The organism is Streptomyces sp. NPDC047002, from assembly GCF_040704505.1.
Taxonomy (GTDB): domain Bacteria; phylum Actinomycetota; class Actinomycetes; order Streptomycetales; family Streptomycetaceae; genus Streptomyces.
In genome coordinates, this window is sequence record NZ_JBEYWC010000034.1 from 53,245 (window position 1) to 78,472 (window position 25,228).

Here is a 25,228-nt window from a genome sequence, read left to right on the forward strand (position 1 = left end):
CCCGGCAGGGCTCAGGCGTCGAGGCCGATCGAGAACGCCGTCTCCAGGTCGTGCTGGGAGTACGCGCGGAACGCGACGTGCGTGTCGGTCGCCTCGACGCCGGGGATCTTGCTGATCCGGCCGGGAATCACGTCCGCCAGGTCCTCGTGCTGCCCCACGCGCACCATCGCGATCAGGTCGTACGTGCCGGTGACGGAGAAGACCTCGGTGACGGAGTCCAGCGCGGCGATCGACTCGGCGATCTCGGGGATCCGGTCGACGCTGGTCTTGATGAGCACGATCGCGGTGATCACGGCTGTCGTTCTCCCTCGGTGGCCACGGCTTGGCCGTTCACTCTACCGGGCCGCAGATAGCGCACGGCCGCGTAGCCGAAGCCGCAGGTGAACCCCACCAGGTGGGCCAGGTAGGCGACCTCGGGCCCGGTGCCCGCCGCGCCCTGGGCCTGCCGTTGGGCGAGCCACTGGAGCGCGAACCAGAACAGCAGCACGATCCACGCGGGAAAGCGCAGCGGCAGAAAGAAGAGGAACGGGAAGAGGCTGGTCACCCGGGCCTTCGGGAAGAGGAAGAGGAACGCCCCGAGCACCCCGGAGATCGCCCCGGACGCGCCCACGAGCGTCTGCGAGCTCCCGGCGTTGGCGACGGCGTAGGCGGACATCGCCAGCGCGCCCACCACCAGGTAGAAGACGGCGAAGTGGAGCCGTCCCATGCGCTCCTCGGCCATCGTGCCGAAGACGTAGAGGAACAGCATGTTCCCCAGCAGGTGCAGCCAGTTCCCGTGCACGAACAGCGCGGTCAGCGGGGTGACCAGCGCGTGCGGCGCCCCGGAGGTCAACTGGCCGGGGACGATGCCCCAGCGCTGGAAGTACGCGCTCTGCGCGGCCAGCAGCGCTTCGCCCTTCCCGTACGCGGGATCGAGGCCCGACACTGGACTGACCAGGAAGGCCAGGCAGCACAGGCCGATCAGGGCACACGTCACCACGGGGCCGCGCACTGTCCGCCTTCTGCTCACCGACAGAGCATGACGCACCGGGGCGGACCGGGACGGACCGCCTCGCCGGATGGACGGGTTCCGGAGGGGGCGGAGGCCGTAGGGTTACGGGACCGAGGGCGTCGCCGTGGCGACACGGGGCCGCCGGGAGACGGTCCACCAGAGGCCGTCCGGAAGGAGCACGAGGTAGCGGGGTGACGGATCGTGGAGCAGCCCGCCGGCGGGGCTGAGCCGACCGGTGCGGCCGAGGAGGCCGAAGCGAGCGGCGGCGAGCCGCCCGAGGTGTTCGACAGGCCGCTGCCCGAAGGGGTGCGGCGCAAGGTCGTCGCGCTGGTCTCCGACGCCTTCGGCGGGCTGACCGTCGCCGAGCTGCCGGCCCAGCTGCGCCAGTACGCCAGGTTCACCCCGGCGCGGCGCGCCAGGTTCGGCGGCACCGCGATGGCCGCGGCCCTGGAGAGCGACCCCCTGTTCAGGCAGCGCGTCGGCGAGCGGTACGCGGAGGCGCACCCCGAGCTCGCCGCCGCCGTGGCGGCCGGCTCGCCGCCCGCCGCCGCCGATCCGGTCGACGTCGCGGCCGCCGCGTACGTACTGCGGCCGCCCGGATGGGTGAAGCTGGTGGTCGCCGCGGGCGAGGAGGCGGAGCGGGCGCACGCCGAGCGCGCCGACGACGAGGCGCGGCGCGAGCTCGAACGGCTGCGCGAGGAGCTCGCCGCGGCGAAGACCCTGACCCGCACGGAGACCGAGCGGCTGCGGGAGGAGCTCGCCGCGGCCCGCAGGGAGACCGAGGCGCTCCACCGCAAGCTGCGCAGCGCGCTCAGCGACGTGAAGCGCGGCGAGGCCGCGCTGCGCAAGGCCGCGGCCGAGACGGAGGCGGTGCGCGCCGACGCGGCCGCCCAGGTGTCGGCGGCGGAGAGCGAGACCCGGCGGGTGCGCGCGCGCCTCACGGAGGCGGAGTCCGCCGTGGAGGCGGCGCGCCGCGCCTCGCGCGAGGGCCGCTCGGTGGAGGACATGCGGCTGCGGCTGCTGCTCGACACGGTCCTCGACGCCGCGCAGGGGCTGCGGCGCGAGCTGGCGCTGCCCCCGGCCGCGGCCCGGCCGGCCGACACCGTCGACGCGGTGGAGCCGGGGCGGATGTCGCCCAAGGACGTGGCGGCGCGCGCCCTGTCGGCGACGGATCCCGCGCTCCTCGACCAGCTGCTCGCGCTGCCGCAGACGCATCTGCTGGTCGACGGCTACAACGTGACGAAGACCGGCTATCCGACGATGCCGCTGGACAAGCAGCGGCTGCGGCTGCTCGGCGGCCTCTCGATGCTCGCTGCGCAGAGCGGCGCCGAGGTGACCTGCGTCTTCGACGGCGCCGAGCTGGCGGCGCCCGTGCTGCTCGCGCCGCCGCGCGGCGTGCGGGTGCTGTTCTCCAAACCGGGCGTCACGGCCGATGAGCTGATCCGCCGGCTGGTGCGGGCCGAGCCGCCGGGGCGGCCCGTGGTGGTGGTCTCCACCGACCGCGAGGTGGCCGACGGGGTCGCCGCCGCGGGGGCGCGGCCCGTCGCGTCCGCTCTGCTGCTGAAGCGGCTTTCGCGGTCCTGAGCAACTCCTGCGTACAATGCCCGAATTGAAGGGTTACCCAGGGCAGCGGAAAGTCAACTGACCATTACTGTCTGTGTAAAGTCCGTATTTTATGCCCTCCTGGCGAAGATTTTTGCCGTTGGGATTTGAACTGATCACAAGAAGGTCACTAGGGTCGGGTCGAACCTTCGCGCGGTTGATCGTCCACCCGGGGCGAACAGCGAAGGTGCCGCCGAATTCGCGTAGTTCAGCTCATACGGGGGAGCGGGCGCGCGGAGCCGGAACCGGAGCAGTCCGCCGTGCGGCGGCGCACGCCGGTCCCAGCAGGCGGTTGAGGAAGAAGGAGCTCGCCTTCGTGGCGTCCCACCGTCGTCCCAAGCAGCCGAACCGCACCCGTGTCACGGTGCTCACCGCCACGGCCGCCGCCGCCGTCGCCCTCACCTCGCAGGCGGCGCACGCCGATCCGAAGCCGGCGGGCAAGGACCTCAAGGCCGTCAAGTCGAAGGTCGACGACCTCTACCACCAGGCGGAGCAGGCGACGGAGAAGTACGACGGCGCGAAGGACCAGGAGTCCAAGCTCCAGAAGGACGTCGACAACCTCCAGGACAAGGTCGCCCGGGGCCAGGACGAGCTCAACACGATGCGGGACGCGCTCGGTGCGATGGCCACCGCCCAGTACCGCACCGGCGGCATCGACCCGTCCGTGCAGCTGTTCCTCTCCGCCAACCCGGACACGTACCTGGACAAGGCGTCCACCATGGACCAGGTCAGCGCCAAGCAGGCCGACCAGCTCCGGGAGATCCAGGCCAAGCAGCGGGAGCTCGCGCAGGAGCGCGAAGAGGCCCAGAGCAAGATGAAGGACCTCGCGGACACCCGCAAGGAACTGGGCGCCAAGAAGAAGGAGGTCCAGGGCAAGCTCGCCACCGCGCAGAAGCTGCTCAACACCCTCACCGCCCAGCAGCGGGCCCAGCTCCAGCAGCAGGACGCGCAGCGCGCCGACCGCTCCAGCTCCCGGGTGGACCTGGGCAACGCGGTCCCCGCCTCGCAGCGTGCCGCCGCCGCCTTCGCCGCGGCGCAGACCCGGATCGGCGACCCGTACGTCTACGGCGCCACCGGCCCCTCCTCCTTCGACTGCTCCGGCCTGATGATGTGGTCCTACGCCCAGGCCGGCGTCTCCATACCGCGCACCTCGCAGGCCCAGGGCGCCGCGGGACCGCACCTGTCGCGCGACCAGCTCCAGGTCGGCGACCTGGTCATCTTCTTCGGCGACGCCAGCCACGTCGGCATGTACGCGGGCAACGGCCAGGTGCTGCACGCCCCGCACCCCGGCGCCAGCGTCCGCTACGAGGCGATGGACGACATGCCCTTCGAGTACGGCGTCCGTGTCGGCTGAGCCGCCCGCAGGACCGGCTTCCCCGCCGCAGCGCCCCGCGCACCGCCCGAACGGGCGATGTCGCGGGGCGCGTTGCTGACGCCGCGACCCGCCGGTGACCTCACGGTCTTCCGCGACGTGCCCGCACCGCCCGCGAGCCGGTCTTTGGTCCGCCCGTGACGGCACGGCTACTGTCTGCTTCCGCGCGGCACGTGCCGCGTCGGCGCGCACCCGCGCGTCCAGCGGAAGAAGGAGTGCGGCTCCTGTGGTGTCCCATCGCCGTCCACCGGTGTCAGGTCCTGGCAGAGGAGCACGCGGCGGAGCCGTCGTGGCACTCTCGGCGGCCGCCGCGAGCGCGGCTGCCGCACTCGGCGCCACCCCCGCGGGCGCCGCGCCCGCGGACTCCCCGGAGGCGACCAGGGCCACCGTCGACGCGCTCTACGAGCAGGCCGAGCGCGCCACCGACCAGTACAACGCCGCCACCGACCGCGTCCACGCGCTCACCACCCGGCTGCACACCGCGCAGGACGCGCTCGCCCGGGGCCAGGCCCGCGTCAACACCATGCGGGGCGTGCTCAGTTCGGTCGTCGGAGCCCAGTACCGCTCGGGCGGCGTCGACCCGTCGCTCGCCCTGCTGCTGACCTCCGACCCCGACACCTACCTCGAACGCGCCAGCCTCCTCGACCGGGTCGGGGACCGCGAGTCCGGCGCGCTGCACCGCCTGGAGGACGCCGAGCGCGGGCTCGCCCAGCAGCGCGCGGCCACCGCCCGCGACCTCGCCGCCCTGCGCGCGGGCCGCGCCTCGGTCGCCCGCCACAAGCGCACCGTGCAGGGCAGGCTCGACCACGCGCGCCGGCTGCTCGCCGCTCTGCCGGCCGCCGACCGCGACCCCTACGGCCGCGCCTCCCGCGCCGACGACCGCTTCACCCTGCCCACCGGGGCCGAGGGGCCCGCGTCCGCGCGCGCCGCCGCTGCCGTCGCCGCCGTGCGCTCCGCGCTCGGCCGCCCGTACGCCTGGGGCGCGAGCGGCCCCGGCAGCTTCGACTGCTCAGGGCTCATGCAGTGGGCCTACGCCCAGGCGGGCGTGGCGCTGCCGCGCACCTCGCAGGCCCAGCGGTACGCGGGCCGGCGGATCCCGCTCTCCGAGGCACGCCCGGGCGACCTCGTCGCCTACCGCGCGGACGCCAGCCACATCGCCATGTACGTCGGCAACGGCCAGGTCGTCCACGCGCCCTACCCGGGCGCCAGGGTCCGCTACGACCCCGTCACCATGCTCCCCGTCTCCTCCGTCACCCGGGTCTGACGACCCGCGCACACCGGCCGCCCCCACCCCCTACGATCGGCACCGTGGCAGTCCCGTACGGCATCCCCGGCGCGCGCCGCCGTGCCGCACCCGGCCGCCCCGCGGCCCCCCGGCGGCTGCGCTCCCTGCTCGCCCTCTGCCTCGCCCTGTGCGCCCTCGCCGCCTGCGCGCCCGCGTCGCCGCGCGTCGCCGCCGACACCACGGGGCAGGACGTGCGCCGGGTCCTCGCCCGGCGCGCCGCCGCCGTGCTGCACCGCGACCGCGCCGCCTACCTCGCCGCCGTCGACCCGCGCGGCAGCGCGCTGCGGGCCGCCCAGGACGCGGAGTTCACCGGCCTCGCCGCCGTACCGCTGAGCTCCTGGCGCTACGACGTGACCGACGTCGCCCGGACCGGCGACACCGCCACCGTCCGCGCACTGCTGCGCTACCGCGTCACCGGCTACGACACCGCCCCGGTCACCACCCCGCGCTTCCTGGAGTTCGGCCGCCGCTCGGGGCACTGGTACCTGACCCTGGACCGGCCGGGCGCGGGCGGCGCGCAGCAGCTGTGGCAGCAGGGCCGGGTCGAGGCCGTGCGGGGCGCCCGCAGCCTGGTGCTCGGCGTCGGCCAGGACACCGCGCGGCTGCGGATGGTGGCCGCAGAGGCCGACCGGGCCGTGCCCGCGGCCGGCAGGGCGTGGCCGGGCGGCTGGGAGCGCCGCGTCGTCGTCTACGTACCGGACTCGCTCGACGCGATGGCGGCCCTCCTCGGCCGCGCCCCCGCCGCCTGTCGCGGCATCGCCGCCGTCACCACGGGCGAGACCGGCGGCGCCGGGGCCGCGCCGGCCGACCGGATCATCGTCAACCCCGACGCGTACGGCACCCTCAGCGACTTCGGGCAGCAGGTCGTGCTCACCCACGAGACCACCCATGTGGCGACCCGCGGCGCCACCACGGCGGCCACCCCGACCTGGCTGTCCGAGGGGTACGCCGACTGGTCCGCGTACCGGGCCTCGAAGCGCACCGCCGCCGCGCTCGCACCCGAACTCCTCGCGTCCGTGCGCCGGGAAGGACCGCCGCGCGCGCTGCCGGCCGACGCCGACTTCGCCTTCGGCACGGACCAGGACGCGCTGGCAGAGGCGTACGAGGAGAGCTGGCTCGCGTGCTCGCTGATCGCCGAGCGGTGGGGCGGCGCCGCGCTCGCCGCCTTCTACCGCGCGGTCGGCGCCCACGACGGGCGCACGGGTGCCGTCGCAGGGGCGCTGCACGACGTGCTCGGCACCACGCAGGCCGACTTCACCCGGCAGTGGCGCGCGTATCTGGTGCGGCGTCTCGGCTGACCCCGTCCCCGTCCCCGTCCCCGTCCGCCGGGCCGGCGGCGCCGGGCACCGCGCCGGTCACCGTGCGCCGCCACAGCCGGCGCGCCCCGGTCACCGTCGCGGCCACCAGCAGTCCGTTGCGGACCGCGAGCAGCGCGATGCCCTGCGCGTCGCTCGCGACCACGTGGCCGAAGCCACCGGGGAACTCCAGCAGGGTCACCCCCGTCGCCAGCAGCACCAGCACGGCGGGCGGCGCCATCGCGCTCTCCCGCACCACCAGGCACACCGCGGCGAGCCCCACGAGCCACAGCATGTACTGGGGGCTGATCACCCGGCTCGTCGTGGTGAACACCAGCACCGCGACGAACGCCGCGTCGCACAGCGTCGCCGCCGTGAGCACCCGCGCACGCACCCGCCACCACAGCAGCCAGCCAAACCCGAGCACCGTCAGGCCGAGCGCCGCGTCCGAGACGGCCGACACGTACGGGCCCATGAACTCGACCGACCCGTAGTTCAGCAGCACCTGGCCCTGCCAGCCGAAGTGCCGCGCCACATGGAAGACGAGCGAGCCGAGCGACTCCACCTCGGTGCCGCGGTCGCGCTGGAAGGTGAGGAAGGCGAAGGCGCCGGGCCCGTACAGCGCGCACACCAGCACCACCGCAGCCCCCGCCATCACGGCGGACGCCCACGACAGGCGGGTCCACCGGCCGCGCGGGGTGCCGAGGAGCAGCAGCACCGGCCACACCTTCAGCAGGGCGCCGAGCCCCGCGAGGCCGCCCATCAGGCGCGGACGGCCCGCGGCCCCCGCCGCCCTGCGCCGCCGCACGCCGCCGATCCCCGCGAGCAGCGCCGCCACGGCGACCGCCGTCACCATCACGTCGTAGCGCGCGTACGCGGTCGGACCGAGCAGCGCGATGCCCGCGGTCCACACCCAGGCGCCCCGCGTCGACCTGCCGGGGCGGGTGCCCGCGCGCAGCAGCAGCGCGAAGCCCGCCGCGTCGCACACGCACGCCAGCACGTAGAAGGCGGAGGCGTAGCCGAGGAACGGCAGCAGGGCGGGGGAGAGGATCGCGAACGCGGCGGCGGGCGGGTACTGCCAGGTCACGTCCGTCAGGGGATACGTGCCGGTCTTCAGCACCTCGTACCAGCCGTGGTAGATCACCGACACGTCGCTCGTCACGTCGGGACCCGGCAGGTGCCAGAACCACGGGACCTTGAACACCAGCAGGAGCAGCGCCGCTCTCGTCAGGGCCCACAGGGCGCCCACGCCGACCGTGCTCCGTGCCGTGTGCGCGCCCGCCATTGACCGTCCCGTCGTGTACCCGTCGTGCTGCCCGTACGCACGGATGAGTACGCGTGCGCGGGGCCATGATGCCGGGCGCGGCCGCCCGGGGGCCAACGGACGCGGCCGCGCGGGTGGCGCGGACGGTAGGGTCGGCGGCGATGCGCAAGACCCTGATCGTGACCAACGACTTCCCGCCGCGGCCCGGCGGCATCCAGGCGTTCCTGCACAACATGGCGCTGCGGCTCGACCCGGACCGGCTCGTCGTCTACGCCTCCACCTGGAAGCGGACGGCGGAGGGCAGGGAGGCCACGGCCGCCTTCGACGCGGAGCAGCCCTTCACGGTGGTGCGCGACCCGGTGACGATGCTGCTGCCGACGCCCCGCGTGACCCGCAGGGCGGCCGGCCTGCTGCGCGAGCACGGCTGTGAGTCCGTGTGGTTCGGGGCGGCGGCCCCGCTCGGGCTGATGGCACCCGCGCTGCGCGCCGCGGGCGCGCGGCGGCTGGTCGCGACCACCCACGGGCACGAGGCCGGCTGGGCCCAGCTGCCGGGCGCGCGGCGGCTGCTGCGGCGGATCGGCGAGGGCACCGACACCCTCACCTACCTCGGCGAGTACACCCGCTCGCGGATCGCCGCCGCGCTCACGCCCGCCGCGGCCGCCCGGATGGTGCAGCTGCCGCCCGGTGTCGACGAGAAGACCTTCCACCCGGACTCCGGCGGGGCCGCCGTGCGCGAGCGGCTCGGCCTCACCGAGCGCCTCGTCGTCGTCTGCGTCTCCCGGCTCGTCCCGCGCAAGGGCCAGGACACGCTGATCGACGCGCTGCCCGCCGTGCTCGCCGCGGTGCCCGACACGGTGCTGCTGATCGTCGGCGGCGGTCCGTACGAGAAGTCCCTGCGCGAGCGGGCCGTACGGGCGGGTGTGGCCCCGTCCGTCGTCTTCACCGGCGCCGTGCCCTGGCCCGAGCTGCCCGCCCACTACGGCGCGGGCGACGTCTTCGCGATGCCCTGCCGCACCCGCAGGGGCGGCCTCGACGTCGAGGGGCTCGGCATCGTCTACCTGGAGGCCTCGGCGACGGGCCTGCCGGTCGTGGCGGGCGACTCGGGCGGCGCCCCCGACGCGGTACTCGACGGTGAGACCGGCTGGGTCGTCCACGACCACGAGCAGACGGCCGCCGGGATCGTCCGGCTGCTCGCCGACCCCGGCCTGCGCCGCCGCATGGGCGAGCGGGGCAGGCAGTGGGTGGAGGAGCGCTGGCGCTGGGACCTGCTCGCCGAGCGGCTGCGGGAGCTGCTGTAGGGGCGGGACCTGCGGGCTGCGGCCCTCCGCGCCGCGCACGGCGCCTCGGTCAGGTCGTGTACAGCGCCTCGATGTCCTCGGCGAACTCCTTGGTCACCACATTGCGCCGCAGCTTGAGCGACGGCGTCAGATGGCCGTCCTCCTCGGTGAACTGCCGCGTGAGGATGCGGAACTTGCGGACCGACTCGGCCCGCGACACCTGCGCGTTGCCCTCGTCCACGGCCCGCTGGACCTCGGCGAGCAGCTCGGGGTCGAGCCGCAGCGACGCCACCGTCGAGTCCGCGGGCCTGCGGTGCTCACGCGCCCAGCGCGCCAGGAACTCCTCGTCCAGGGTGATCAGCGCCCCCACGAACGGGCGCCCGTCGCCGACCACCATGCACTCGGCGACCAGCGCGTGCGCCCTGATCCGGTCCTCGATCACGGCGGGCGCCACGTTCTTGCCGCCCGCAGTGACCAGGATCTCCTTCTTCCTGCCGGTGATCGTCAGATAGCCGTCGCCGTCGAGCGAGCCCACGTCGCCGGTGCGGAACCAGCCGTCCACCAGCGCCTGCGCCGTGGCCTCGGGGTTGCCCCAGTACTCCCTGAAGAGGTGCTCGCCGTGGAGCAGCACCTCGCCGTCGTCGTCGATCCGCACGACGGAGCCGGGCAGCGGCTGGCCCACGGTGCCGATCTTCTGCCGGTCCCACGGGTTGAACGTCGTCGCGCCGCACGACTCCGTCAGGCCGTACCCCTCCAGGACGGTGAAGCCGATGCCGCGGAAGAAGTGGCCGAGGCGCTCGCCGAGCGGCGCGCCGCCGGAGATCGCGTACTCGCCGCGCCCGCCGAGCACCGCGCGCAGCCTCGCGAACACCAGCCGGTCGAAGAGGCGGTGGCGCAGCCGCAGCCCCAGCGACGGGCCCTGCGAGGTGTCCAGCGCACGCGAGTAGGCGACGGCCGTGCGCGCCGCCCGGTCGAAGACGGCGCCCCTGCCGCTCTCGTACGCCGTCATCCTGGCCGCGTTGTAGACCTTCTCGAACACCCGCGGCACGCCGAGGATCAGCGTCGGGCGGAACGCGGCGAGCTCGTCGGTCAGCCGTCCTGTGTCCTCGAGGCAGCCCAGCTTGACCGGTGCCATCACACAGGCCACCTGCACGATCCGGCCGAAGACGTGCGCGCCGGGCAGGAACAGCAGCAGCGAGGAGTCGCCCGTGCGGAACAGCGGCTTGAGGCGCTCCACGATGTTCCCGCACTCCGCGAAGAAGTTGCGGTGCGTCAGGACGCAGCCCTTGGGGCGGCCCGTCGTGCCCGAGGTGTAGACGATCGTCGCGGGGTCGTCGGCCCGGCCGCCCGCCGACCGCTCCTCCACCTCGCGGTCCGTCACCCCCGCGCCTGCGGCGGCCAGCCGGTCCAGGTCGCCCGCTTCGAGGCACCACACCTCGCGCACCGCGGGCAGTTCGGGGCGCAGCGCCTCCACGAGCCCCGCGTGCTCCTTGCTCTCCACGACCGCGGCGACCGCGCCGCAGTCGCCGAGGATCCACCGCACCTGCTCGGCCGAACTGGTCTCGAAGACGGGCACGGTGACCGCGCCGACGCTCCAGATCGCGAAGTCCAGGCGCACCCACTCGTAGCGGGTGCGGGACATCAGGACGACCCGGTCGCCGGGTCCGACGCCCGCCGCGATCAGGCCCTTCGCGCTCTCGCGCACGTCGTCGGCGAACCGGCGGGCCGTCACGTCCTGCCAGGCGCCGTCCACTCTTCGGCCGAACAAGGGGGTGTCGGGGTGCTGCGCGGCATTGCGGCGGACCAGGTCCGTCAGAGTGCCGTCCGACGGGACCTCGTACAGGGCCGGAAGACTGAACTCGCGCAAGACTGCTGCTCCTCGTCGGGCGCCGGCGCGGCGTCCGTCCGCGCCCCTCGGCTGCGGTGGCGCTCGGACCGCCCGGAGATGCTACCCGTTGGTACGGACCTGCGGAACGGCCCTGGCCAGATGTTTCCCGCGTCATACGGTTTTCTGCGACTCTCGGTGCACAGTAGTGCAAGGTGCGGCTTTCGGGTGATGGGCTCCGTCCCCCGGTGGTGCCGCACGACCGGGCGAACGCGGTGAGGTGACCTGTGACCAGGGTGCATGTGGTGAGCGACGTCCACGGCAACGCGGCGGGACTCGCCAAGGCGGGCGACGGCGCCGACGCCCTGATCTGCCTCGGGGACCTCGTGCTGTTCCTCGACTACGCGGACCACTCCCGCGGCATCTTCCCCGACCTGTTCGGCACCGAGAACGCCGACCGGATCGTCGAGTTGCGCACCGCGCGCCGCTTCGACGAGGCGCGTGCGCTCGGCGCCGAGCTGTGGTCCGGGCTCGGCACCGCGCCGGCCGACGCGATCGAGGCGGGGGTGCGCCGCCAGTACGCGGAGCTGTTCTGCGCCATGCCCACGCCCACGTACGCCACCTACGGGAATGTCGACATGCCGCCGCTGTGGCGGGAGTTCGCGGGTCCTGGCACCACCGTCCTCGACGGCGAGCGCGTCGAGATCGGCGGCCTCGTCTTCGGCTTCGTCGGCGGCGGCCTGCCGACGCCCATGCGCACCCCGTACGAGATCCCCGAGGAGGAGTACGCGGCCAAGGTCGAGGCGCTCGGCGAGGTCGACGTCCTGTGCTCGCACATCCCGCCCGACGTGCCCGACCTCACCTACGACGTCGTCGCCCGCCGCTTCGAGCGCGGCAGCTCCGCACTCCTCGACGCCATCCGCCGCGTACGGCCCCGCTATTCCCTCTTCGGCCACGTCCACCAGCCGCTCGCGGCCCGGATGCGGATCGGCGCCACGGAGTGCGTGAACGTCGGCCACTTCGCCGCCACCAGCCGCCCGTGGGCCCTGGAGTGGTGAGGCGGCGGACCGCAGGGGGCAGCCGAGGGCGCCCGCGATAACCTGCACGCGGCGTACCCAGTCTGCGAGGAGCACCGCGATGGCGGAACACACGATTTCGAGCATCACGATCGAGGCGGCCCCCGCCGCCGTCATGGCGGTGATCGCCGACTTCGCCCGCTATCCCGAGTGGACCGGGGAGGTCAAGGAGGCCGAGGTGCTCGCCACCGACGCGCAGGGGCGGGCTGAGCGGGTGCGCCTCGTCCTCGACGCCGGCGCCATCAAGGACGACCACACCCTCGCCTACACCTGGGCCGAGGACGAGGTCGGCTGGACGCTCGTCAAGTCGCAGATGCTGCGCTCCCTCGACGGCTCCTACCGGCTCGCGCCCGTCGACGGCGGTGGCCGCACCGAGGTCACCTACCAGCTCGCCGTCGACGTCAAGATCCCGCTCCTCGGCATGATCAAGCGCAAGGCGGAGAAGGTCATCATCGACCGCGCGCTCGCGGGCCTGAAGAAGCGCGTCGAGTCGGCCGAAGGCGCGGGGGCCTGAGCGCCGTGCCGCTCCGTACGGTCCTCGTCACCGGCCTCGGCGGCGCGGGCCGTACGACCGTGGCGGCGGCCACCGCGCTCGCCGCCACCCGGCGCGGCGAGCGCACCCTGCTGCTCACCCCCGAGCCGGCGGCGGGACCGCTCGGGCCCCTCGGGCCGGGGCCCGGCGAGCCCGCCCGCGTCACGGACGGCCTGTGGGCCGCCAGGATCGACGGGGCCGCCCACTTCCGCGAGGAGTTCCTCGGCCTCCAGGAGCGGTCGGCCGCCGCCCTCGACCTGCTCGGCGCCGAGCCGCTGCGCGCCGACGAGCTCACCGAGCTGCCGGGCAGCGACCGCTTCGCGCTGCTGCACGCCCTGCGCACCGCGGCGGCCGGCAGCTGGGACGTGCTCGTCGTGGACCTGCCGCCGCTGCCCGACGCGATCGCGGCGCTCGCCCTCCCCGGCGAGCTGCGCCGCTACCTGCGGCGCCTGCTGCCCGCCGAGCGGCAGGCGGCGCGGGCGCTGCGGCCGGTGATGGCGCAGCTCGCCGGCGTCCCCCTGCCCTCGCGGGCCCTGTACGAGGCGGCCGCCCGCAAGGACACCGAACTCGCCGCGGCCCAGCTGCTGATCGAGGACCCGGCGACCACGCTCACGCTCGTGGCCGAGCCGGGCCCCGCCGCGGAGGAGGCGCTGCGCACCGCGCGCACCGGCCTCGCGCTGCACGGCCTGCGGGCCGACACGCTCGTCGCCAACAAGGTGCTGCCCCCTGCCGACGGCCACCCCTGGGTCGAGGCGGCGGCCGCCCGCCAGCAGAAGAGCCTCGACGCCTGGCGCGGCGACCCCGGCGCCTGGCCGGCCGGCACCGTCCACGAGCTGCCCCACCTGGGCCGCGAGCCGGACGGGCGGGACGACCTCGCCGCCCTCGGCGTACCGCCCCCGAAGGACGTGCCGGGCGGCGCCGCGGACGGCCGCCCGCCCGCCGACCCCTGGTGGGTGGAGGACCGGCGTGCCGACGACGGGCTGCTGGTGTGGTGCCTGCCGCTGCCCTGCGCCGCCAAGAGCGAGCTGACGCTGGTGCGCAGGGGCGACGAACTCCTGCTGACGGTCGGCCCGTTCCGCCGGATCGTGCCGCTCTCCTCGGCGCTGCGCCGCTGCACCGTCGAGGGCGCCGCGCTCACCGGGGGCGTCCTGCGCGTCCGCTTCGCGCCCGACCCCGCGCTGTGGCCGAAGGGCGGGCCGACCGGGCCCTGAACCGCCGTCCTCTGCGGGCCGGCGGGAGCCTGAACCACCGGTCCGCGTTCGGGTACCGTCGAAGGTGTACAGCTTCCGCCGTGCCGCGGCGGGAGACCTGTCGGAGGCGGGAGCACCCATGAGCGACACCAGCGAGCGGCCCGACGCCGATCCGGACGCGTGGGCGGCGGCGTGCGCCGAGGACCTGGCGGCCGAGAAGGCCAGGCGCCGCGCGGTCCACGGGCCGCCCCCCTCCTCGGCCGCCGACGAGCTGCGCAAGCTCGCCGACGCGGTCGCCGACAAGCTCACGTCAGTGAACGGCCCCCTGTTCGGGACGGCGGCGCAGGGCGCGGTCCAGCAGTTCCTCGACCAGGCGAAGGCCGCGGTCGAGCCGGTCATCGAGCGCAACCCCGACTTCTTCGGGCACCTTGCGGCGGCCGGCGGCGAACTGCTCGCCGCCTACCGCTCCGCCGTCGAGGGCCAGGAGGGCCGCTGGACGCGCGGCGCCTCGGCGCCGGGCCCCCGCGAGGGCGCGGCGGACGCCGGCGGGCCCACGCTCGACCCCAAGGACGCGCAGCAGTCCCTCGACCCGTCCGACCCGCGGGACGAACCCCCCGGTGGCGACGGCCACATCGACCTGGACTGAGGGGAGCGAGCCCGCCCTCGGGTACCGTTGGCCCCAGCGGGGCACGACCGAAAACTGAGGGACACATGGGACTCACCATCGGCGTCGACATCGGCGGCACGAAGATCGCGGCCGGCGTGGTCGACGAAGAGGGCACCATTCGCGATGTGCACAAGGTGCCCACCCCGGACACCGCAGAGGGCATCGTCGACGCGATCTGCTCGGCAGTCTCCGGGGCCGGTAAGGGGCACCAGATCGAGGCCGTCGGCATCGGCGCCGCCGGCTACGTCGACGACAAGCGCGCGACGGTCCTGTTCGCACCCAACATCAAGTGGCGCCACGAGCCGCTCAAGGACAAGGTCGAGCAGCGCGTCGGCCTGCCCGTGGTCGTGGAGAACGACGCCAACGCGGCGGCCTGGGGCGAGTACAGGTTCGGCGCGGGCCAGGGGCACGACGACGTCATCTGCATCACCATCGGCACCGGCCTCGGCGGCGGTGTGATCATCGGCAACAAGCTGCGGCGCGGGCGGTTCGGCGTCGCGGCCGAGGTCGGCCACATCCGGGTGGTGCCCGACGGGCTGCTCTGCGGCTGCGGCAGCCAGGGCTGCTGGGAGCAGTACGCGTCGGGCAGCGCGCTCGTCCGCTACGCGCGCCAGCGGGCCAACGCGCAGCCGGAGAACGCGGAGGTGCTGCTCTCCCTCGGCGACGGCACCGCCGAGGGCATCCAGGGCAGGCACGTCAGCGAGGCCGCGCGGCGGGGCGACCCGGTGGCGGTCGACTCGTTCCGCGAACTGGCCCGCTGGGCCGGCAGCGGCCTCGCCGACCTGGCGTCGCTGTTCGACCCGTCCGCCTTCATCATCGGCGGCGGCGTCTCGGACGAGGGCGAGCTGGTGCTCGACCCGATCCGCAAGTCGTTCAGGCGCTGGCTCGTCGGCGGCGAGTGGCGCCCGCACGCGCAGGTGCTCGCGGCCCAACTCGGCGGCGAGGCCGGTCTCGTCGGCGCCGCCGACCTGGCGCGCCAGGGCTGATCCTGCCCGCTGCCCCGCTGCCCGCCGTACCCCCGCCCACCTGGGGGGTACGGCGGGCAGCGGCGTCTGCGAGTACCCGTCCGGCGTTCCCGTAAGGTGTGCGCATGGCAATGCCCACGCTGCCCGACTCCCGTACCGAGCCGGACGGTTCGGCCGTGATCCGGGTGCTCAGCTACAACATCCGCTCGATGCGCGACGACCGTGCCGCCCTGGCCCGGGTGATCAGGGCCTGCGAGCCCGACCTGGTCTGCATCCAGGAGGCTCCCCGCTTCTTCCGGTGGCGCAAGTACGCGTCACGGCTGGCCCGCGCCACCGGCCTGGTCGTGCTCGGCGGCGGCGCCCCCGCCGCGGGCCCGCTGCTGCTGTGCTCGCTGCGCGCCACCGTGGAGTCGGCCGAGGACGTGCTGCTCCCGCTCACCTCCGGCCTGCACCGGCGCGGCTTCGCCACCGCGGTCGTACGGTTCGGGCGGGCGCGGCTCGGCGTGGTCAGCTGCCACCTCAGCCTGCACGCGGGGGAGCGGCTCGAACAGGCGGGCATGCTGCTCGACCGGCTGAAGGGCCTTGACGCGCCGCACGCGCTCGCGGCGGGCGACATCAACGAGGGCCCCTCGGGCCGCGCGTTCCGCCTGCTCGCCGACGAGCTCCAGGACGGCTGGGCGGTCAGCCCCCGGGGCGCCGAGCACACGTTCAGCGCCACGGCGCCCGCCCGGCGCATCGACGCGGTCTTCGCGACCCCCGGCATCGAGGTCCTCACCTGCGGCGTGCCGACCGGCCTGCCGGGCCTCGCCGAGGACGACCTGCGCCGCGCCACGGACCACCTGCCGGTCCTCGCCACGCTGCGCGTCCCCGCGCCGTAGGCGCGGAGCGCCCGGGGGCTGCCGGGGCGGCGGCTTCGGCCAGGATCCCCGGGCCGCCGGTCCTGGCGGTCTCAGACCACCGCGCCCCGGCCCGGGTCGTCCCCGTCGCCGTCCTCGTCGTCCGGCTTCATCCGCGCCACCAGCGCCGCGATGCCGCCGAGGAAGCCGCCCGCGCACAGCGTGGTCAGCCACCACGTCATGTCCCACTGGAAGATCACCGCGAGCAGGGCGAGCACCGGCCCGCCGACGGCGCCGAGCCAGGCGAACCTCGCCGTCGCGTCCGACTCGGGCAGCGGCGGCGGCTCGGGCGGCACGAAATGCCCCTCGTCGTCGTCCTCCGGCGGCCGGTGGTCGCGCGGTCCCGCGGGGGACGGCAGCTCCATGCCGGGCGGGAAGACCACGGAGCCGCCGAGCGGGCGCTGCGGCACCGCACCGGGACCGGCAGCAGCGCCGCTCCCGGAGCCGTCGGTGCTGTCGGTGCTGTCAGTGCTGTCGGTGTGGTCTGTGCTGCCACTGGTCCCGGCGTTCTCCGTGCCGGCGGCGGTCTCGGTCGTCTCGGCCCTCCGGGCGCTGTCGGCGCCCCCGGTGTCCGGGCCGGGCGCCGCCCCCTGGTCGGCGCCGCCGCTCTTGCTGTCCAGGGACGCCAGGTCGTCCACCGACTTGAAGGGCCGTGCGCCGGGCGGGTCCGCGGGCTCCTCGCCGTAGCCCGCGACGATCGCGGCCCAGGCGGCCTCCTCGTCGAGCGGCTGCGGCTCGGGGTCCGCCTCATGGTCGGCCACTCGTGCCCCCCTCCTGTGCGACACCCGGAGCGAACCGTGCGACGAACGCCGCGCTCTCCTCGAAGATCCGCTCCGCGTCATGGTCCAACGTCGCGACGTGGTAGCTCTGTTCCAGCACGACCTCGCGCACGTCGGCCGACGAGACCCGGCTCAGCACCCGCTCGGCGTCCCACGGCGGGACCACGTGGTCCTGCTTGCTGTGCAGCAGCAGCAACGGCTGCGTGACCTGCGGAAGCGCCCCGTCCACCAGCGCGAACAGCTGCCGCATCGAGTGCGCGGCGCGCAGCGGCACCCGGTCGTAGCCGATCTCGTCGACGCCGTCCCGCGCGATGTCGTTGGCCAGCCCCTTGGCCGAGGGGAGCACGTGGCGCAGCAGCGGCAGCGCGTACGGGGCGAGCCCGTGCATCCGCACCGCCGGGTTGACCAGGACGAGCCCGCTGACGTCCTTGGCGCGCTTGGCCGCGAGGCGCAGCGCGAGCGCCCCGCCCATCGAGAGGCCGAAGACGAAGACCTGCCCGCACTCCTCGCGCAGCTCCCCGAGCGCCTGGTCGACGCCCGCGTACCAGTCGCGCCAGCCGGTCGGCTGCATGTCCTGCCAGCGGGTGCCGTGCCCCGGCAGCAGCGGCAGCGAGACCGTGAGGCCGCGGCCGGCCAGATACTCCGCCCATGGCCGCAGCGAACGCGGGGAACCCGTGAAGCCATGGCAGAGAAGGACACCGACATCGCCGCCCGCGTGACGGAACGGCTCGGCTCCTGGAAGGACCGGCACCGGGGTCTCCTGTTCCTCGGGGAGGTCGGCAAGGGGCACGAGAGGGCGAGAAGGGAAGGAGAGGAGGTGCGCTCACGCCCTGGTCACCTCACCGTACGCGACCGGTCCTGCACGGGCCAGGGCCGGGCTCGGGCGGGCCACCGCCGCGGGCGGGCCCGGCGGGTTATGGTCGACGCACAGCACACAGGAGGCACCGAGTTGATCTACGGCGCGATGAAGGTCTCCCTCGGCGGCTCCCTGAAGCTCGCCTTCAGGCCGTGGGTGGAGGGCATCGAGCACATCCCGGCGGAGGGGCCCGCGATCCTCGCGAGCAACCACCTCTCCTTCTCGGACTCGTTCTTCCTGCCCGCGGTCCTCGACCGCCAGGTCACGTTCATCGCGAAGGCCGAGTACTTCACCTCGCCCGGGGTCAAGGGGAAGCTGACGGCGGCCTTCTTCAAGGGCGTGGGCCAGCTGCCGGTCGACCGCTCGGGCGCCAGGGGCGCGGGCGAGGCGGCGGTCAACAGCGCCCTCAAGGTGCTGGAGCGCGGGGACCTGTTCGGCATCTACCCGGAGGGCACCCGCTCGCCCGACGGCCGCCTCTACCGCGGCAAGCCCGGCGGGCTCGCCCGGGTCGCGCTGCTCAGCGGCGCGCCCGTCATCCCGGTCGCGATGATCGACACGGAGAAGATCCAGCCGCCGGGCAAGGTGGTGCCCAAGCTGATGCGGCCCGGCATCAGGATCGGCGAACCGCTCGACTTCACCCGGTACATGGGGATGGAGAACGACCGGTTCATCCACAGGTCGGTCACCGATCAGGTGATGTACGAGATCATGAAGCTCTCCGGCCAGGAGTACGTCGACATCTACGCGACGGCGGCCAAGCGGCAGCTCGCGGAGGCCGAGAAGGCCGCGGCCGCCGAGCGCCCGGGCGGGGATCGCAGGGGCAGTACGCGGATGCGGCGCTGAGGCGCGGGGCGGAAGCGGGCGGCGCCGCGGGGAGACCCGGGGAGATCAGGCGAGAAGGCGGGACGGGGCGACGGGGCGACGGGGGGAGCCAGGGGCATGAGGGCGAGGGGGCGCGAGCGGCAGGCCGCGCGCATGTCGGTCGAAGTGCCGCTGTGGCGCGCGCTGGCCGCGTACCGGCTGCTGACCGTGGTCTACGCGATCGTGCTGTTCGGCTACGAGCGCGCGCGGTACGAGCGGCTCTGGATCGGCGTGCTCTACCTCGGCGTCGCCCTGGTGTGGACGGTCGCCACGCTGCCCAGGGTGTCGGGCGCGGCGCGCTGCACCCGTCCCTTCCTCGCCTGCGACCTGGCGCTCGCGCTCGGCGGCATCCTGCTCACCCCGCTCGCGGACGCGCAGGCCAGGGGCGCCGACGTGACGACGCTGCCGTCGATCTGGACGGCGGGCGCCGTCCTCGCCTTCGCGCTCAGGGGCGGCTGGCGGTGGGCGTGCGCCGCCTCCACCCTGGTCGCCGCCGCGGACGTGCTGGAACGCGCCCACCCCAGCAAGGACACCCTGCACAACGTGGTGCTCGTCTGGGTCGCCTCCATCGGCATCGGCTACGTGGTGGAGGTGGCGCGCGCCTCCGAGCGCACGCTCGCGCGCGCCCTGGAGATCGAGGCGGCGACCCGCGAGCGGGAGCGGCTCGCCCGCGACATCCACGACAGCGTCCTCCAGGTGCTCGCGATGGTGCAGCGGCGCGGCACGGCGCTCGGCGGCGAGGCCGCCGAGCTCGGGCGGATGGCGGGCGAGCAGGAGATCGCGCTGCGGACGCTGGTCACCGGAGGACTGCTGCCCGCAGGGGGCGGGCCTGCCGGCGTCCCGCCCGAGGCGGCGGCCTCCCTGCCGGGGGCGCGCGCGGAGAGCGGGTCCCGCGTCCCCGCGCCGCCGCCGCGGCGCGGCCGGCCGGGAGGCCCGCCGCAGGACGGCGCGCGCGGCGACGGCGAACCCGTCGACCTGCGGGCGCTCCTCGCGCCGTACGCGGCGGCGCGGGTCAGCCTCGCCGAGCCGGGCGCGCCCGTCCTGCTGCCCGCGCCCGCCGCCGCCGAGCTCGCCGCGGCCGTGGGCGCGGCCCTGGACAACGTGCGGCGGCACGCGGGGCCCGAGGCCGGCGCCTGGATCCTGGTCGAGGACGGCCCCGACGGGGTGGTCGTGACCGTGCGGGACGACGGCCCCGGCATCCCCGAGGGGCGGCTCGCGCAGGCCGCCGACGAGGGCAGACTCGGCGTCGCCCAGTCCATCCGCGGCCGGCTGCGCGACCTCGGCGGCACGGCGGAGCTGGTCTCCGTGCCGGGCCAGGGCACCGAGGTGGAGATGACGGTGCCGCGCCCGCCGGATCGCTGAGCCCCGCGGCGGGTACGAAAGCCCCGGGGACCACCGGGCAGCAGAACTCACGGGAGAGACGGTCATGACCGCGCAGGACGGCACGGCACGGCAGCAGCGGGACGGCGACGCACCGGTCACGGTCATGGTCGTGGACGACCATCCGATGTGGCGGGACGCGGTGGCGCGCGATCTCGCGGAGGCGGGCTACGACGTCGTGGCCACGGCGGGCGAGGGCGCGCAGGCCGTCCGCAGGGCGCGCGCCACCTCGCCGCAGGTCCTCGTGCTCGACCTCAACCTGCCGGGGATGCCCGGCGTGCAGGTCTGCAAGGAGCTCGTCGGCACGCTGCCGGGGCTGCGGGTCCTCGTGCTGTCGGCCAGCGGTGAGCAGGCGGACGTGCTGGAGGCGGTGAAGTCGGGGGCGACGGGCTACCTGGTGAAGTCGGCGTCCACCGCCGAGCTGGTCGAGGCCGTCCGCAGGACGGCCGTGGGCGACGCGGTCTTCACCCCGGGCCTCGCGGGCCTGGTGCTCGGCGAGTACCGCAGACTGGCCGCGGAACCCGGCCAGGCGGGCGCCGACGAGCAGCGGGCGCCGCAGCTCACCGACCGCGAGACGGAGGTGCTGCGCCTGGTCGCCAAGGGGCTGTCGTACAAGCAGATCGCGGAGCGTCTGGTGATCTCCCACCGCACCGTCCAGAACCATGTGCAGAACACCCTGGGCAAGCTCCAGCTGCACAACCGGGTCGAGCTGGTGCGGTACGCGATCGAGCGCGGCCTCGACGACGTGGACGACGGGTCCTGACCCCGCGGGCGGCCGCAGGGACCTGGCGCGGCGTCAGGACTCGGCGGCCAGCTCCGCGACCCGCGACTCGACGTCGTCGAAGTGGTCGAGGACCGCCCGGCGTGCCGCCTCCGCGTCGCCCGCGCGCAGCGCGTCGACGATGTCGGCGTGCCGGTGCGCGAGGTCGTCCGGGGGGCCGGCGGGCCGCAGGTCGGCCCGTACGGCCTGGAAGGCGTCCCAGAACAGCTCGATCAGCTGGGCGGCGAGCTCGTTGCCGAGCGGTTCGAACAGCATCAGGTGGAAGCGGCGGTCCGCCGCCGCGGTGTCCTGCGCCTCGCCGTCGCCGCCGCGCCCGCCCGGCGCGGCGGCCATCGCGGCGACCTCGGCGTCGAGCCGGTCGAACAGGGCCTGGTCGGCGAGGGCGGCGACGTCCCCGATGAGCCCCGACTCCAGGGCGCGGCGCACGGCGACCAGCTCGCGCAGGGCGCCGGGGTTTCCGCGTACGGCCTGGCGGGTGCGGAACAGCAGCCCGGGGGCCATCGTCCCGAGCGGGGCGCTGCCCACGAACGTGCCGTAGCCGTGCCTGATGTCCACGATCCCGCGGGTGTGCAGGGCGCGCAGGGCCTCGCGCACGCTGTTGCGGCCCGCGCCGAGCTGCTCGATGAGCCGGTTCTCCGGCGGCATGGCCTCGCCGGGGGCGAGGCCGAGCTCGAAGATCAGCTCGGTGATGCGGTCCTCCAGGTGCTGCCGGACTCCGTAAGCCACCGTCACTCCTCGCGGGCGGGTGTTGCCTGCTCTCGCGGACGAGTGTAGCGTCGACCCCTGGGACATCCCATGTCCCATGTCCTGAAAGTCCGTGGCGCGGGCTCCGCGCGGGCGGCGGGAGAAAGAGAAGGGGCCGGAGAACCCAGATGCGAAGCGAACCTGCCGTCACCGGGGCCGTCACGGGAGTCGTCCCGCCGGTGTGCACACCGCTGACCGAAGGGCGCGAGCTCGACGTCCCCTCGCTCGAGCGGCTGTGCGGGTTCCTGCTCGACGCCGGGGTAGCGGGCCTCTTCGTCGGCGGCTCCACGGGCGAGCTCGCCTACCACCCCGACGCGGTGCGGCTGCGCGCCCTGACCGTCGTGCGCGGGGTCGCCGCGGGCGCGGTCCCGGTGCTCGCGGGCGCCGTCGACCTCTCGACCGACCGGGTGATCGCCCAGGCGCACGCCGCCGAGGCGGCGGGCGCGGACGCCGTCGTGGCGACCGTCCCCTTCTACGCGCCGACCCACCCCGCCGAGATGGCGGACCACTTCACCGCCGTCGCCCGCGCGCTCTCCGTCCCGCTCTGGGCGTACGACATCCCGGCCAACGTCCAGCGCAAGCTGCCCGCCGAGGTCACCGCCGAGCTGGCCGCCTCCGGCGCGATCGCGGGGCTCAAGGACAGCAGCGGCGACCTCGACGCGCTCCGCACCGTCCTCGACCTCACCGCCGCCGGCGGCGCGCGGGCCCGCGGCTTCTCCGTCCTGACCGGCTCCGAGGTCATGGCGGACGTCGCGCTCGCGCTCGGCGCCGACGGTGTCGTGCCCGGCCTCGGCAACGTCGACCCGCACGGCTACGTCGCCCTGTACGAGGCGACCCGCCGCGGCGACACCAGGGAGGCGGCGCGCCGACAGGGCCGGCTGCGTGAGCTGTTCGGCATGGTGCGGGTCGGCGACCCGGCGAGGATCGGCGCCTACGCCTCCGCGATCGGCGCCTTCAAGGAGGCCCTCGCCCGGCGCGGGATCATCGCCCACGCGACGACCCCGCGCCCCATGGGCCCGCTCTCCGCCCCGGAGCGCGCGCAGGTCGCGGACCACCTCCGCACGGCAGGGCTCCTGTAGGAGCCCCGGCCCGGACAGCGGGCCCCGCGCCGGCGCGCGCCCGGCCGCGGCTCAGCCCGCTCGCTCCACTCCCGCTCCGCGGGTGTGCGCGAGGAAGCGGCCGATCAGTCCCACGCCGTCCAGGGTGAGCACGGACTCGGCGTGGAACTGCCACGATGCGAAGCCCGGGCCGCGCAGCGCGTGCACCTCGCCCGTCGCCGGGTCCCGCGCGACCTCGATGCCGTGCGCGGCCAGTTCGAGGGCGGTCTCGTCGTCGCAGCGCGCCGTGAAGCTGTTGTAGAAGCCGACCGTCTCGGTCCGTCCGAACAGGTCCACCGCCACCTGCGCCCCCTGGTGCGGCTCCCGCTTGCGGACCACGTCGAGCCCCAGCTCCGCGGCGAGCAGCTCATGGCCGAGGCACACCCCGAGCAGCCCCCGCTTGCCCGCGCCGACCAGCTCGGCCGCCAGGGCGCGCAGCGCCCGCACCCTGGGGTCCCCGGTGTCCGAGGGGTCGCCTGGGCCAGGCCCCAGCATCACCGGGCCCGGGTGCGCGAGCACCGCGTCGCGCAGCCCCGGTTCGTCCCAGGCCCGCACGATCGCGCCGGGCCCCGAGGCGCGCAGCAGGTGCGCGAGCATCGCCGTGAAGGAGTCCTCGCCGTCCACCACGAGCACCCGCTCCCCGGGCGGCACCCGCTCCTCGGCCCGCCCGGCCTCCGCGTCCTGCGGGCGCATCCGCAGCCAGAACGGCGCGAGGTCCGCACGCCGCGCGTCCAGCGCCGCCCGCACCCTGGGGTCGCGCGCGAGCCCGCCGGGCGCCGCGCCGCCGTGCGGCCGCGCCGGCCCCCGCACCCCCAGCGCGGCCAGTACTCCCGCCGCCTTGGCGTGCGTCTCCGCGACCTCGCCCGCCGGGTCCGAGTGGCGCACCAGCGTCGCCCCCACGCCCACCCGCAGCGCGCCGGAACCCGCGTCGATGTCGGCCGTGCGGATCAGGATCGGCGAGTCGAGGGACTGCGCGCCGCCTGCGTCCCTGGAGAGGAGCGCGAGCGCGCCCGCGTAGTAGCCGCGCCCGCCCCGCTCGTACCGCTCGATCACCCGGCACGCGTTGCGCACGGGCGATCCGGTGACCGTCGCTGCGAACATCGTCTCCCGCAGCACCTCCCGCACGTCCAGCGTGGAGCGCCCGCGCAGCTCGTACTCGGTGTGCGCGAGGTGTGCCATCTCCTTCAGCCGGGGCCCGACGACCACGCCGCCGCGGTCGCCGACCGTGCACATCATCTTCAGTTCCTCGTCGACGACCATCGACAGCTCGTCGGTCTCCTTGCGGTCCCCGAGGAACGCGAGCAGCTCCTCGACGCGCGGCGCGACCGGCCCGCCGGGCCCCTGCGGATAGCGGAAGGTGCCGCTGATCGGGTTCATCACGACCGTGCCGCCGCTCATCCGCACATGCACCTCGGGGCTCGCGCCCACCAGCGCCCGCCCGCCCTCGCCCGTGTGCACGGCGAACGTCCAGTACGCGCCCTGCTCGCCCACCAGCAGCCGCCGGAACAGCGCCAGCGCGTCGGCGCGCCCGAACCCCGGCACCCGCCCCTCGAAGGTGCGCCTGATCACGAAGTTCGCGCCCTCGCCCGCGCCGATCTCGTCCTCGACGACCCGGCGCACCACGTCCGCGTACTCCTCGTCCGGGACGTCGAAGCCGCCGTCCTCGACCCGCACGGGGTGCCCGGGCAGCGCTTCGAGCACCGCGCAGAGCGGCAACTCGTACGCCTCGTCGGCGACGAGCACAGAAAGCGGCGTGCCGTCGTCCCGCACGTCGAACCCGCGCTCCCTGATCTGCCGGTACGGCACGAGCGCGAGCGAGGGGAGCGCGCCCACCGGCAGATCGGCGAGGCGGCCGGCCTCCCGTACGGCGCCGACGAGCACCTCGACGGTGTCGTCGGCGCGCCCCGGCGTACGGCGGCGCAGCAGCGCGAACGGCGGCGCGCCGTCCGCCGCCAGCCTGCGCAGCAGCCGGGCGGCGTCCGGCGCGGCGGAGCCGGCGGGGGGAATCGGGGGAACGGTGACCCCTGTCATGGGCGGGCGGTCCTTCCTGGTGGGAGAGGAGCGGCCCGCCCCGGTGCCCCGCCTGCGCGGGGCTCACAGCGCCCGGGAAGACCCGGAAACAGAGAAGGCCGCCTCTCGGGCGGCCTTCTCGATCCGTGCGATATGCGTCACGCGCGCGGGATCAGCGGGGTCGCCGGTCGGTCCGGCCACCACCAGGTCTGATGCGCGAGAGGAAGCATGCGCCCACCCTAGCCCACGCGCGGCGCCGCCGTCCGGGCGCTCCCGCGCCGTTCCACAGTGTGAGCCACCCGCCCTGCCCGCCGGCGCGACCGCGTAATCTGGTGCCGTGACAGTGAATGCTGAGAAGCCCGCGACGCCTGTGCCCACCTGGAAAGGTCTTCCCGCTGCGCAGCAGCCGTCGTATCCGGATCAGGAGGCGCTGCGTGCGGTGGTGGCGGAGCTTGAGGCGTGTCCGCCGCTCGTGTTCGCCGG

The 25,228-nt window shown here is 75.1% G+C and carries 24 protein-coding genes; 16 read left to right on the forward strand and 8 right to left on the reverse strand.

Annotated features, from left to right (window positions below; genetic code table 11):
- Window positions 1–11: 11 nt before the first annotated feature.
- Entirely contained in the window at window positions 12–293 is a 282-nt protein-coding gene (locus AB0910_RS25935; RefSeq protein WP_366747050.1) for an Lrp/AsnC ligand binding domain-containing protein, read from the reverse strand.
- On the reverse strand, window positions 290–1,009 hold the full coding sequence (locus tag AB0910_RS25940) for a rhomboid family intramembrane serine protease (RefSeq protein WP_366747051.1): 720 nt from the start codon (window positions 1,007–1,009) through the stop codon (window positions 290–292). The genes AB0910_RS25935 and AB0910_RS25940 overlap by 4 nt, the downstream gene beginning before the upstream one ends.
- Window positions 1,010–1,192: 183 nt before the next feature.
- On the opposite strand from AB0910_RS25940, the gene AB0910_RS25945 reads away from it, so the two are divergent.
- The 4 genes from AB0910_RS25945 (at window position 1,193) to AB0910_RS25960 (ending at window position 6,548) form a co-directional block, all read left to right on the forward strand.
- Complete coding sequence (locus tag AB0910_RS25945) at window positions 1,193–2,575, forward strand: NYN domain-containing protein (RefSeq protein ID WP_366747052.1); 1,383 nt, start codon at window positions 1,193–1,195, stop codon at window positions 2,573–2,575.
- A gap of 334 nt (window positions 2,576–2,909) precedes the next feature.
- Window positions 2,910–3,947 carry an NlpC/P60 family protein gene (locus AB0910_RS25950; RefSeq protein ID WP_366747053.1) on the forward strand — a complete coding sequence of 346 codons (1,038 nt, stop codon included), beginning with the start codon at window positions 2,910–2,912 and terminating at the stop codon, window positions 3,945–3,947.
- A gap of 244 nt (window positions 3,948–4,191) precedes the next feature.
- Window positions 4,192–5,229: a C40 family peptidase gene (locus tag AB0910_RS25955; RefSeq protein ID WP_366747054.1), complete on the forward strand. Its 1,038-nt coding sequence runs from the start codon at window positions 4,192–4,194 to the stop codon at window positions 5,227–5,229.
- Window positions 5,230–5,375: 146 nt separating this feature from the next.
- Window positions 5,376–6,548 (forward strand): hypothetical protein, encoded by a 1,173-nt coding sequence (locus tag AB0910_RS25960; protein ID WP_366747075.1) that lies wholly within the window; start codon window positions 5,376–5,378, stop codon window positions 6,546–6,548.
- Here the strand turns inward: AB0910_RS25960 and AB0910_RS25965 are convergent.
- Window positions 6,505–7,830, reverse strand: coding sequence for a glycosyltransferase 87 family protein (locus AB0910_RS25965; protein WP_366747055.1), 1,326 nt, complete (start codon window positions 7,828–7,830; stop codon window positions 6,505–6,507). The two genes, AB0910_RS25960 and AB0910_RS25965, sit on opposite strands and share 44 nt — an antisense overlap.
- Before the next feature lie 140 nt (window positions 7,831–7,970).
- Between AB0910_RS25965 and AB0910_RS25970 the strand changes: the two genes are divergently transcribed.
- A complete protein-coding gene (locus tag AB0910_RS25970; RefSeq protein WP_366747056.1) occupies window positions 7,971–9,107 on the forward strand; it encodes a glycosyltransferase family 4 protein in 1,137 nt (378 codons plus the stop codon).
- Between the two features lie 49 nt (window positions 9,108–9,156).
- Here the strand turns inward: AB0910_RS25970 and AB0910_RS25975 are convergent, their stop codons facing one another.
- Window positions 9,157–10,953, reverse strand: coding sequence for an AMP-dependent synthetase/ligase (locus AB0910_RS25975; protein ID WP_366747057.1), 1,797 nt, complete (start codon window positions 10,951–10,953; stop codon window positions 9,157–9,159).
- Between the two features lie 245 nt (window positions 10,954–11,198).
- Here AB0910_RS25975 and AB0910_RS25980 point away from each other — a divergent pair, with 245 nt between their 5' ends.
- From AB0910_RS25980 to AB0910_RS26005, 6 genes are all read left to right on the forward strand, one after another.
- The gene (locus AB0910_RS25980) at window positions 11,199–11,969 is read left to right on the forward strand and encodes a metallophosphoesterase (RefSeq protein ID WP_366747058.1); all 771 of its coding nucleotides are present in this window, start codon (window positions 11,199–11,201) and stop codon (window positions 11,967–11,969) included.
- Window positions 11,970–12,048: 79 nt separating this feature from the next.
- Window positions 12,049–12,501 carry an SRPBCC family protein gene (locus AB0910_RS25985; RefSeq protein ID WP_366747059.1) on the forward strand — a complete coding sequence of 151 codons (453 nt, stop codon included), beginning with the start codon at window positions 12,049–12,051 and terminating at the stop codon, window positions 12,499–12,501.
- 5 nt (window positions 12,502–12,506) lie between these two features.
- Complete coding sequence (locus AB0910_RS25990) at window positions 12,507–13,730, forward strand: ArsA-related P-loop ATPase (RefSeq protein WP_366747060.1); 1,224 nt, start codon at window positions 12,507–12,509, stop codon at window positions 13,728–13,730.
- Window positions 13,731–13,848: 118 nt separating this feature from the next.
- Complete coding sequence (locus AB0910_RS25995) at window positions 13,849–14,355, forward strand: DUF5304 family protein (protein ID WP_366747061.1); 507 nt, start codon at window positions 13,849–13,851, stop codon at window positions 14,353–14,355.
- Between the two features lie 65 nt (window positions 14,356–14,420).
- Complete coding sequence (locus AB0910_RS26000; protein WP_366747062.1) at window positions 14,421–15,362, forward strand: ROK family glucokinase; 942 nt, start codon at window positions 14,421–14,423, stop codon at window positions 15,360–15,362.
- Between the two features lie 104 nt (window positions 15,363–15,466).
- Window positions 15,467–16,219, forward strand: a complete 753-nt coding sequence (locus AB0910_RS26005; protein WP_366747063.1) for an endonuclease/exonuclease/phosphatase family protein — start codon at window positions 15,467–15,469, stop codon at window positions 16,217–16,219.
- A 71-nt stretch (window positions 16,220–16,290) separates the two neighbouring features.
- On the opposite strand, the gene AB0910_RS26010 is transcribed toward AB0910_RS26005, so the two are convergent.
- Window positions 16,291–16,998: a hypothetical protein gene (locus AB0910_RS26010; RefSeq protein WP_366747064.1), complete on the reverse strand. Its 708-nt coding sequence runs from the start codon at window positions 16,996–16,998 to the stop codon at window positions 16,291–16,293.
- Entirely contained in the window at window positions 16,985–17,767 is a 783-nt protein-coding gene (locus AB0910_RS26015; RefSeq protein WP_366747065.1) for an alpha/beta fold hydrolase, read from the reverse strand. The genes AB0910_RS26010 and AB0910_RS26015 overlap by 14 nt, the downstream gene beginning before the upstream one ends.
- 198 nt (window positions 17,768–17,965) lie before the next feature.
- Here AB0910_RS26015 and AB0910_RS26020 point away from each other — a divergent pair, with 198 nt between their 5' ends.
- The 3 genes from AB0910_RS26020 to AB0910_RS26030 all read left to right on the forward strand — a co-directional run bounded on the left by AB0910_RS26020 (window position 17,966) and on the right by AB0910_RS26030 (window position 20,876).
- Window positions 17,966–18,715 carry a lysophospholipid acyltransferase family protein gene (locus tag AB0910_RS26020; protein ID WP_366747076.1) on the forward strand — a complete coding sequence of 250 codons (750 nt, stop codon included), beginning with the start codon at window positions 17,966–17,968 and terminating at the stop codon, window positions 18,713–18,715.
- 96 nt (window positions 18,716–18,811) lie between these two features.
- Entirely contained in the window at window positions 18,812–20,095 is a 1,284-nt protein-coding gene (locus tag AB0910_RS26025; protein ID WP_366747066.1) for a DUF5931 domain-containing protein, read from the forward strand.
- Window positions 20,096–20,159: 64 nt separating this feature from the next.
- Window positions 20,160–20,876, forward strand: coding sequence for a response regulator transcription factor (locus AB0910_RS26030; RefSeq protein ID WP_366747067.1), 717 nt, complete (start codon window positions 20,160–20,162; stop codon window positions 20,874–20,876).
- Between the two features lie 33 nt (window positions 20,877–20,909).
- On the opposite strand, the gene AB0910_RS26035 is transcribed toward AB0910_RS26030, so the two are convergent.
- Window positions 20,910–21,620: an FCD domain-containing protein gene (locus AB0910_RS26035; RefSeq protein WP_366747068.1), complete on the reverse strand. Its 711-nt coding sequence runs from the start codon at window positions 21,618–21,620 to the stop codon at window positions 20,910–20,912.
- A gap of 146 nt (window positions 21,621–21,766) precedes the next feature.
- Here AB0910_RS26035 and AB0910_RS26040 point away from each other — a divergent pair, with 146 nt between their 5' ends.
- Entirely contained in the window at window positions 21,767–22,717 is a 951-nt protein-coding gene (locus AB0910_RS26040) for a dihydrodipicolinate synthase family protein (protein ID WP_366747069.1), read from the forward strand.
- A 51-nt stretch (window positions 22,718–22,768) separates the two neighbouring features.
- Here the strand turns inward: AB0910_RS26040 and AB0910_RS26045 are convergent, their stop codons facing one another.
- The gene (locus AB0910_RS26045) at window positions 22,769–24,766 is read right to left on the reverse strand and encodes an anthranilate synthase family protein (RefSeq protein ID WP_366747070.1); all 1,998 of its coding nucleotides are present in this window, start codon (window positions 24,764–24,766) and stop codon (window positions 22,769–22,771) included.
- Window positions 24,767–25,082: 316 nt separating this feature from the next.
- Between AB0910_RS26045 and AB0910_RS26050 the strand changes: the two genes are divergently transcribed.
- The coding region (locus AB0910_RS26050) for a 3-deoxy-7-phosphoheptulonate synthase (protein WP_366747077.1) at window positions 25,083–25,228 on the forward strand (146 nt) is incomplete at its 3' end.